The sequence below is a fragment of the Shigella sp. FC1661 genome, assembly GCF_001712525.1.
Lineage (GTDB): Bacteria > Pseudomonadota > Gammaproteobacteria > Enterobacterales > Enterobacteriaceae > Escherichia > Escherichia coli.
Window position 1 is genome coordinate 1 of record NZ_MDGW01000082.1, and the last position, 8,475, is coordinate 8,475.

Genomic DNA, 8,475 nt, shown 5'->3' on the forward strand with positions numbered 1-8,475 from the left:
GCAGCGAATTGAGCGGCATAACCTGAATCTGAGGCAGCACCTGGCACGGCTGGGACGGAAGTCGCTGTCGTTCTCAAAATCGGTGGAGCTGCATGACAAAGTCATCGGGCATTATCTGAACATAAAACACTATCAATAAGTTGGAGTCATTACCCTGAGCCACTATCGTTTTAATAACCGGGATGAAGCCATCTCAGTAATACGGGAATACATTGAGATTTTCTACAATCGTCAGCGTCGTCACTCTCGTCTGGGGAATATCTCCCCGGCAGCCTTCAGGGAAAAATATCATCAGATGACTGCTTAAAAAAAGAACAAATGGTAGTGTCCGCTATTGCCAGTACACCTCACTACGATGACGCTGATTTATCACTACAATTCCTCTTATCTTCGCTTCGCATTTACCCTGACACAGGACAGTCCACGCGTTGATGTCCAAACTTTTATTGATTGGCACGAACCTAATGTTTCTCTCAAAGTCAAATTCCCGGTGTCAGTACAAACATCTCTTGCACAATGTCAAATTCAGTTCGGTGTAATTGACAGACCAACGCATAGCGATGATTCGTTCGCTTTTGCCAAAGATGAAATACCAGCACATCACTGGGTCGACCTTTCTGATCGAGAAACTGGCATAGCTTTAATAGCAAAAAACAAATATGGCTACCGTGTCAAAGACCAGACGCTTGAATTAACTTTGCTGCGTTCGCAGCATAAACCTGGGGAAGTTGTTAAGACAGACAATTATGATAATTTCCTGATTAATAATTTTGCAGATATTGGTAAACAAAAATTCATATTCTCCTTATTTCCTCATCATGGAGATTACCGTGTGGGTGGTGTTATTAATCAAGCCTATATAATGAATCATCCCTTACAGGTCGTCCCTGTCAAACCGCACCCGGGTGAATTACCCCCTTCACTATCATTTTTTGCTATCGATACTAACAGCGTTATCATCGAAACAATAAAATTAGCTGAAGACGGCGACGGTATAATCGTAAGATTATATGAGAGTCATGGATTAGAAATTTCAGCCATGCTTTCGTGGGTATGTAATTATCACTACGTTCAATATGTCGATCTTCAAGAAAATAAGTTAGATGACAGTTTTTATTGCAATCAATATTGCAATCTTGAGTTCAAACCTTTTGAAATTATCACGCTACGATTAACTCAATAGCGTACTAACCTAAAAACTCAAAATAGTGGGAACACTCATTGAGATTTTTTATCGAGTACAGCCTCTCAATAATTTGAGAGGCTTTTTTTATTTGATAGGATAAAGATCTTTACGCTTATACGGTTGGATTTCGCCCGGTTTGCGAGTTTTCAGCAATTTTAGTATCCAGGTGTATTGTTCTGGTCGCGGACCAACAAAAATCTCGACTTCTTCATTCATCCGCCGCGCAATCGTATGATCATCCGCCTCTAACAGATCATCCATCGGTGGGCGCACCTGAATCGTCAGACGATGCGTCTTGCCATCATAAATCGGAAACAGCGGTACAACGCGCGCACGGCACACTTTCATCAAACGACCAATCGCGGGCAACGTCGCTTTATAGGTGGCAAAGAAATCCACAAATTCGCTGTGCTCTGGGCCATGATCCTGATCGGGTAAATAATATCCCCAGTACCCCTGACGTACCGACAGGATGAATGGTTTAATACCGTCATTTCTCGCATGCAGACGACCGCCAAAGCGACGACGCACCGTGTTCCAGACATAATCAAAAACCGGGTTGCCCTGATTATGGAACATCGCTGCCATTTTCTGCCCTTGCGAGGCCATCAGCATGGCAGGAATATCGACGGCCCAACCGTGCGGCACCAGAAAGATAACTTTCTCGTTATTACGCCTCATCTCTTCGATGATCTGCAGCCCTTGCCAGTCAACGCGCGGCTGAATTTTCTCCGGTCCGCGTATTGCCAACTCAGCCATCATTGCCATCGCTTGCGGCGCGGTGGCAAACATCTCATCAACAATCGCTTCGCGTTCAGCTTCACTACGTTCTGGAAAGCAGAGCGACAGATTGATTAACGCACGACGGCGTGAGCTTTTTCCCAGTCGTCCGGCAAAACGTCCCAGCCGTGCCAGAATGGGATCACGGAACTTTGGCGGCGTTAAAGCGATACCCACCATCGCTGCTACGCCCAGCCATGCTCCCCAGTAGCGCGGGTGGCGAAAGGATTTATCAAACTCAGGAATGTATTCGCTATTATTTTTTTTCATTTCCATGCTTTTCCAGTTTCGGATAAGGCAAAAATCAATCTGGTGATAGTGTAGCGGCGCAACTTGCCCCGCACCAAATAAAAAAAGCCGGTACTGACTGCGTACCGGCTGCGAATGGATGTTAATTAATCAAACCGTAGCTGCGGCACAATCTCTTTGGCCTGCGCCAGGAATTCGCGACGATCGGAGCCGGTCAGCCCTTCGGTACGCGGCAGTTTTGCCGTCAGCGGGTTTACGGCCTGCTGGTTTATCCATACTTCATAGTGCAGATGCGGCCCGGTTGAACGTCCGGTATTACCGGAAAGCGCGATACGGTCGCCACGTTTCACCTTCTGTCCCGGTTTCACCAGAATCTTGCGCAAGTGCATATAACGCGTGGTGTAGCTGCGACCATGACGAATAGCCACATAATAACCTGCTGCGCCACTGCGTTTGGCAACCACCACTTCACCGTCACCCACTGAAAGCACTGGCGTACCCTGCGGCATGGCGAAATCAACACCTCTGTGTGGTGCAACGCGACCGGTCACCGGATTAGTACGACGCGGGTTAAAGTTAGACGAGATACGGAACTGTTTCGCCGTCGGGAATCGCAAGAATCCTTTCGCCAGACCAGTACCGTTACGGTCGTAGAATTTGCCATCCTCAGCGCGGATTGCGTAATAATCTTTACCTTCTGAACGCAAACGTACGCCCAGCAGCTGGCTTTGCTCACGTTTACCATCAAGCATCTCTCGAGACATTAACACCGCAAATTCATCGCCTTTTTTCAGTTTGCGGAAATCCATTTGCCACTGCATGGCTTTAATCACTGCGCTCACTTCGGCGCTGGTTAAACCGGCGTTTCTGGCGCTGGCAACAAAGCTTCCTCCGACGGTACCTTTCAGCAGATTGTTAACCCACTCTCCTTGCTGCATTTCGCTGGTCATTTTAAAACCGTTAGCGGCAGTACGGTCATAGGTTCGGGTTTCACGACGAGACACTTCCCAGGTGAGGCGCTGCAGTTCGCCGTCCGCGGTTAATGTCCAGGAGAGTTGTTGACCGATTTTCAGGTTACGCAATTCTTTGTCGGCCGCAGCCAGTTGGTGATATCACCCATATCAATACCATACTGATTGAGAATGCTGCTTAGCGTATCGCCAGTGGAAACAACATATTCATGCACACCCGCTTCACCGGCGATTTTGTCATCCAGTTCGTCCTGGGGAATGGCTTCATCTTCTTGTGCAGCTTGATCAATCGGCTCACTGGCTTCAGGTAAGAGCGAACGAATTTCGTTCTGTTCCAGCTCAATGGTTTTGACAATTGGCGTGGCATCGCGGTGATAAACATAGGGCCGCCAGACAGCGACGGCCAGAGTAAGAACGGTGAGCGACCCCAACATAACGCGGTGTGGTCGCGGTAAATTATTAAACGCCAGGGCGACAGAGCGGGCTATCTGTTGCACGTAATCACTTCCTCATTAATCTCCTTTCAGGCAGCTCGCATACTGGTTGGCTAATTGACTCAGGAATTCTGAATAGCTTGTTTTACCCAGTTTGATATTCGTCCCCAAGGGATCCAACGTTCCCATACGAACGGATGTCCCTCGTGCGACGCTCTCAACGACCGCTGGCCTGAACTGTGGCTCAGCAAAAACGCAGGTTGCTTTTTGCTCAACCAACTGTGTTCTTATTTCATGTAAACGCTGCGCGCCAGGTTGAATCTCAGGGTTAACGGTAAAATGACCAAGCGGTGTCAGTCCGAACTGTTTTTCGAAATAGCCGTAAGCATCGTGAAAAACGAAATAACCTTTCCCCTTGAGCGGCGCGAGCTCGTTACCAACCTGCGTTTCGGTTGAGGCTAATTGTGCCTCAAAATCCTTCAGGTTGGCGTCAAGTTTGGCTCGACTTTGCGGCATAAGTTCCACTAATTTTCCATGGATTGCAACCGCTGTAGCCCGCGCTATCTCTGGGGAAAGCCAAAGATGCATGTTGAAATCGCCGTGATGGTGATCTTCTTCACTTTTTTCCGCGTGGTCGTGATCATCATCATCGCCGTGAATACTTTTCATCAGTAGCAGTTTCACATCTTCAAGCTGCGCAATCGTTACCTGCTTCGCTCCTAGTAATTTGCTTACCGGTTTTTGCATAAACGCTTCCATCTCCGGGCCAACCCAAACGACTAAGTCCGCGTTCTGTAAGCGTTTTACATCCGATGGACGCAGTGAATAATCATGTTCTGAAGCGCCGTCAGGCAGTAAAACCTCCGTTTCTGTTACACCATCAGCAATGGCAGAAGCGATGAACCCAACGGGTTTAAGCGAAGCGACAACGGCGGCATCTGCGGCCTGTGTTGCACCTCCCCAGAGAGCGGCGGATAATGCTGCGAAAAGAAGCGTTTTTTTATGTAACATAATGCGACCAATCATCGTAATGAATATGAGAAGTGTGATATTATAACATTTCATGACTACTGCAAGACTAAAATTAACATGACAAGTCTGGTTTCCCTGGAAAATGTCTCGGTTTCTTTTGGCCAACGCCGCGTCCTCTCTGATGTGTCACTGGAACTTAAACCTGGAAAAATTTTGACTTTACTTGGGCCAAATGGCGCAGGTAAGTCGACACTGGTACGGGTAGTGCTCGGGCTGGTAACACCCGATGAAGGGGTTATCAAGCGCAACGGAAAACTACGCATCGGCTATGTACCGCAGAAGCTGTATCTCGACACCACGTTGCCACTGACCGTAAACCGTTTTTTACGCTTACGCCCTGGCACACATAAAGAAGATATTTTGCCTGCACTGAAACGTGTCCAGGCCGGGCATCTGATTAACGCACCGATGCAAAAGCTCTCTGGTGGCGAAACACAGCGTGTACTGTTAGCGCGAGCATTGTTAAATCGACCGCAATTATTAGTGCTGGATGAACCCACTCAAGGCGTGGATGTAAATGGCCAGGTGCCGTTATATGACCTTATTGACCAGTTGCGTCGCGAACTGGATTGTGGCGTTTTAATGGTCTCTCACGATCTGCATCTGGTAATGGCAAAAACCGATGAAGTGCTGTGTCTGAATCACCACATTTGTTGTTCCGGCACACCGGAAGTTGTTTCCCTACATCCGGAGTTTATTTCTATGTTTGGTCCTCGTGGTGCTGAACAACTGGGTATCTATCGCCATCATCATAATCATCGTCACGATTTACAGGGACGAATTGTTTTGCGTCGGGGAAATGATCGCTCATGATTGAATTATTATTTCCCGGTTGGTTAGCCGGGATCATGCTCGCCTGTGCCGCGGGTCCGCTGGGTTCGTTTGTAGTCTGGCGTCGTATGTCTTATTTCGGTGATACGCTGGCTCATGCCTCATTACTTGGCGTCGCGTTTGGTTTGTTGCTGGACGTGAATCCATTCTATGCGGTAATTGCCGTTACGCTGCTCCTGGCGGGCGGTCTGGTATGGCTGGAGAAGCGTCCACAGCTGGCGATTGACACGTTATTAGGGATTATGGCGCACAGTGCCCTGTCGCTGGGCCTGGTGGTCGTTAGTCTGATGTCTAACATTCGTGTTGATTTGATGGCTTACCTGTTCGGTGATTTGCTGGCAGTGACGCCAGAAGATCTCATCGCTATTGCGATTGGCGTGGTCATCGTGGTGGCTATTTTGTTCTGGCAATGGCGCAATTTGCTGTCGATGACGATTAGCCCGGATCTGGCGTTTGTTGATGGTGTGAAATTACAGCGCGTGAAATTGTTGTTGATGCTGGTGACGGCATTGACGATTGGTGTAGCGATGAAATTTGTTGGCGCGTTGATTATTACTTCACTGCTGATTATTCCTGCTGCTACTGCACGTCGCTTTGCCCGCACGCCGGAACAGATGGCAGGTGTCGCTGTGTTGGTGGGGATGGTTGCCGTAACGGGCGGTTTAACCTTTTCCGCATTTTACGATACGCCGGCGGGTCCGTCGGTGGTGCTATGTGCAGCACTGTTATTTATTATCAGTATGATGAAAAAGCAGGCCAGCTAATCTATCGCTGAACACATTTGTCGGATGCGGCGCGAGCGACCAATCCGACTTACGGCATTTCTGGCGGCGTTATGCCAAAGTGATTCCACGCCCGCGTCGTCGCCATACGCCCACGCGGTGTACGCTGCAAAAAGCCTTGCTGAATCAAATAAGGTTCCAGCACATCCTCAATGGTTTCACGTTCTTCGCCAATAGCCGCCGCCAGGTTATCCAGACCTACCGGCCCACCAAAGAACTTATCGATTACCGCCAGCAACAATTTGCGGTCCATATAATCGAAACCTTCAGCATCGACATTCAACATGTCCAGCGCCTGAGCAGCGATATCTGCCGAGATGGTGCCATCGTGCTTCACTTCGGCGAAATCACGCACTCGACGCAGCAGACGGTTGGCAATACGTGGCGTACCGCGAGCGCGACGAGCAACTTCCAGCGCGCCGTCATCACTCATCTCAAGCCCCATAAAGCGTGCACTGCGACTAACGATATATTGCAGATCCGGCACCTGATAAAACTCCAGACGTTGCACAATACCAAAACGGTCGCGCAACGGTGATGTCAGCGAACCTGCGCGCGTGGTTGCGCCAATCAGGGTAAACGGCGGCAAATCAATTTTAATGGAGCGTGCCGCCGGACCTTCACCAATAATGATATCCAGTTGGTAGTCTTCCATTGCCGGATACAGCACTTCTTCAACAACTGGCGATAAACGGTGGATCTCATCAATAAACAGCACGTCATGCGGTTCAAGGTTAGTGAGCATCGCTGCCAGATCGCCCGCCTTTTCCAGCACCGGACCAGAAGTCGTGCGTAAATTAACGCCCATTTCATTGGCGACAATGTTGGCAAGCGTAGTTTTACCCAACCCCGGAGGACCAAAAATCAACAAATGATCGAGGGCATCGCCGCGCAGTTTCGCTGCTTTGATGAAAATCTCCATCTGTGAACGAACCTGCGGCTGACCAACATACTCTTCCAGTAATTTAGGGCGAATGGCGCGATCTGCTACATCTTCCGGCAAAGTGGTACCGGCAGAAATCAGACGGTCTGCTTCAATCATCCTTTACCTCATAACGCGGCGCGTAGGGCTTCGCGAATTAATGTTTCACTGCTGGCGTCAGGGCGAGCGATTTTGCTCACCATGCGGCTTGCTTCTTGTGGTTTATAGCCCAGCGCCACCAGCGCGGCAACCGCTTCCTGTTCAGCATCGTCGGTCGCCGGGCTGGCAGGTGATGTGAGTACCAGGTCGGCGGCCGGGGTAAACAGATCGCCATGCAAACCTTTAAATCGGTCTTTCATTTCAACAATCAAGCGTTCGGCGGTTTTTTTGCCAATACCCGGCAGTTTCACCAGTGCCCCCACTTCTTCACGTTCAACGGCATTAACGAACTGCTGCGCTGACATTCCGGAGAGGATCGCCAGCGCCAACTTCGGGCCGACGCCGTTGGTTTTGATCAACTCTTTGAACAATGTGCGCTCTTGTTTATTGTTAAAACCGTACAGCAGTTGCGCGTCTTCACGCACCACAAAGTGGGTGAAAACGATCGCTTCCTGACCCGCTTCAGGGAGTTCATAAAAACAGGTCATCGGCATATGCACTTCATAGCCTACGCCGCCCACTTCAATTAACACCAGCGGGGGTTGTTTTTCAATGATGATGCCTCTGAGTCTGCCTATCACATGACGCTCCTGCGTAATGAATCAAAGATAATGCTGTATGATAAAAAAATGCTGGATAGATATCCAGCGAAGGATGAAGAAAACTTGCGAGGTGTCTCGATGAACTGAAAAATGGCGCAGTATGATTTATTCTACAGGTTATATTGGAAGCAAATATTTAAATATTACGTATTCAGTGAAGAAATGCGTAATAAAAATATACATTGCGCCTCCTGAAAAAATAATTTTTTTATGCTATTACGTATATTCGTATCTATTTCAATGGAATGACAACGTGGGTAATGACTCCAACTTATTGATAGTGTTTTATGTTCAGATAATGCCCGATGACTTTGTCATGCAGCTCCACCGATTTTGAGAACGACAGCGACTTCCGTCCCAGCCGTGCCAGGTGCTGCCTCAGATTCAGGTTATGCCGCTCAATTCGCTGCGTATATCGCTTGCTGATTACGTGCAGCTTTCCCTTCAGGCGGGATTCATACAGTGGCCAGCCATCCGTCATCCATATCACCACGTCAAAGGGTGACAGCAAGCTCATAAGACGCCCC

The 8,475-nt window shown here is 48.8% G+C and carries 9 protein-coding genes and 3 pseudogenes; 5 read left to right on the forward strand and 7 right to left on the reverse strand.

Annotated features, from left to right (window positions below):
* The 3 genes and pseudogenes from BFF42_RS06100 to BFF42_RS06110 all read left to right on the forward strand — a co-directional run.
* Positions 1-139, forward strand: a 139-nt coding sequence (locus BFF42_RS06100; protein WP_021514769.1) for an IS1 family transposase, incomplete at its 5' end; no start/stop codon positions are given.
* A gap of 12 nt (positions 140-151) precedes the next feature.
* Positions 152-307 (forward strand): annotated as a pseudogene (locus tag BFF42_RS06105) (IS3 family transposase); the annotation flags it as partial.
* Between the two features lie 42 nt (positions 308-349).
* A pseudogene (locus tag BFF42_RS06110) lies at positions 350-1,183 on the forward strand (glycoside hydrolase family 38 C-terminal domain-containing protein); the annotation flags it as partial.
* An 87-nt stretch (positions 1,184-1,270) separates the two neighbouring features.
* Here BFF42_RS06110 and lpxM read toward each other — a convergent pair.
* The 3 genes and pseudogenes from lpxM to znuA all read right to left on the reverse strand — a co-directional run bounded on the left by lpxM (position 1,271) and on the right by znuA (position 4,631).
* Positions 1,271-2,242, reverse strand: coding sequence for a lauroyl-Kdo(2)-lipid IV(A) myristoyltransferase (gene lpxM, locus BFF42_RS06115; protein WP_000425295.1), 972 nt, complete (start codon positions 2,240-2,242; stop codon positions 1,271-1,273).
* Between the two features lie 119 nt (positions 2,243-2,361).
* Positions 2,362-3,683: pseudogene (gene mepM, locus BFF42_RS06120) on the reverse strand (murein DD-endopeptidase MepM).
* Positions 3,684-3,698: 15 nt separating this feature from the next.
* The gene (gene znuA, locus BFF42_RS06125; RefSeq protein WP_004983046.1) at positions 3,699-4,631 is read right to left on the reverse strand and encodes a zinc ABC transporter substrate-binding protein ZnuA; all 933 of its coding nucleotides are present in this window, start codon (positions 4,629-4,631) and stop codon (positions 3,699-3,701) included.
* A gap of 78 nt (positions 4,632-4,709) precedes the next feature.
* Here znuA and znuC point away from each other — a divergent pair, with 78 nt between their 5' ends.
* Complete coding sequence (znuC, locus tag BFF42_RS06130; protein ID WP_000203000.1) at positions 4,710-5,465, forward strand: zinc ABC transporter ATP-binding protein ZnuC; 756 nt, start codon at positions 4,710-4,712, stop codon at positions 5,463-5,465.
* Positions 5,462-6,247, forward strand: coding sequence for a zinc ABC transporter permease subunit ZnuB (gene znuB, locus BFF42_RS06135; protein WP_000571464.1), 786 nt, complete (start codon positions 5,462-5,464; stop codon positions 6,245-6,247). Before znuC ends, znuB begins: the two co-directional genes overlap by 4 nt.
* 49 nt (positions 6,248-6,296) lie before the next feature.
* Here znuB and ruvB read toward each other — a convergent pair whose 3' ends face one another.
* From ruvB to BFF42_RS06155, 4 genes are all read right to left on the reverse strand, one after another.
* Positions 6,297-7,307, reverse strand: coding sequence for a Holliday junction branch migration DNA helicase RuvB (gene ruvB / locus BFF42_RS06140; RefSeq protein ID WP_000568512.1), 1,011 nt, complete (start codon positions 7,305-7,307; stop codon positions 6,297-6,299).
* 8 nt (positions 7,308-7,315) lie between these two features.
* Positions 7,316-7,927: a Holliday junction branch migration protein RuvA gene (ruvA, locus tag BFF42_RS06145; protein ID WP_000580323.1), complete on the reverse strand. Its 612-nt coding sequence runs from the start codon at positions 7,925-7,927 to the stop codon at positions 7,316-7,318.
* A gap of 138 nt (positions 7,928-8,065) precedes the next feature.
* Positions 8,066-8,131 (reverse strand): stress response small protein YobI, encoded by a 66-nt coding sequence (gene yobI / locus BFF42_RS06150; protein WP_001386853.1) that lies wholly within the window; start codon positions 8,129-8,131, stop codon positions 8,066-8,068.
* Positions 8,132-8,219: 88 nt separating this feature from the next.
* On the reverse strand, positions 8,220-8,475 hold a 256-nt coding region (locus BFF42_RS06155), incomplete at its 5' end, for an IS1 family transposase (protein WP_000474469.1).

What these genes read in the sequence shown, in the direction of transcription:
- lpxM (WP_000425295.1), bottom strand. Translation starts at nt 2,242, where the DNA reads ATGGAAATGAAAAAAAATAATAGCGAATACATTCCTGAGTTTGATAAA.
- znuA (WP_004983046.1), bottom strand. Translation starts at nt 4,631, where the DNA reads ATGTTACATAAAAAAACGCTTCTTTTCGCAGCATTATCCGCCGCTCTC.
- znuC (WP_000203000.1), top strand. Translation starts at nt 4,710, where the DNA reads ATGACAAGTCTGGTTTCCCTGGAAAATGTCTCGGTTTCTTTTGGCCAA.
- znuB (WP_000571464.1), top strand. Translation starts at nt 5,462, where the DNA reads ATGATTGAATTATTATTTCCCGGTTGGTTAGCCGGGATCATGCTCGCC.
- ruvB (WP_000568512.1), bottom strand. Translation starts at nt 7,307, where the DNA reads ATGATTGAAGCAGACCGTCTGATTTCTGCCGGTACCACTTTGCCGGAA.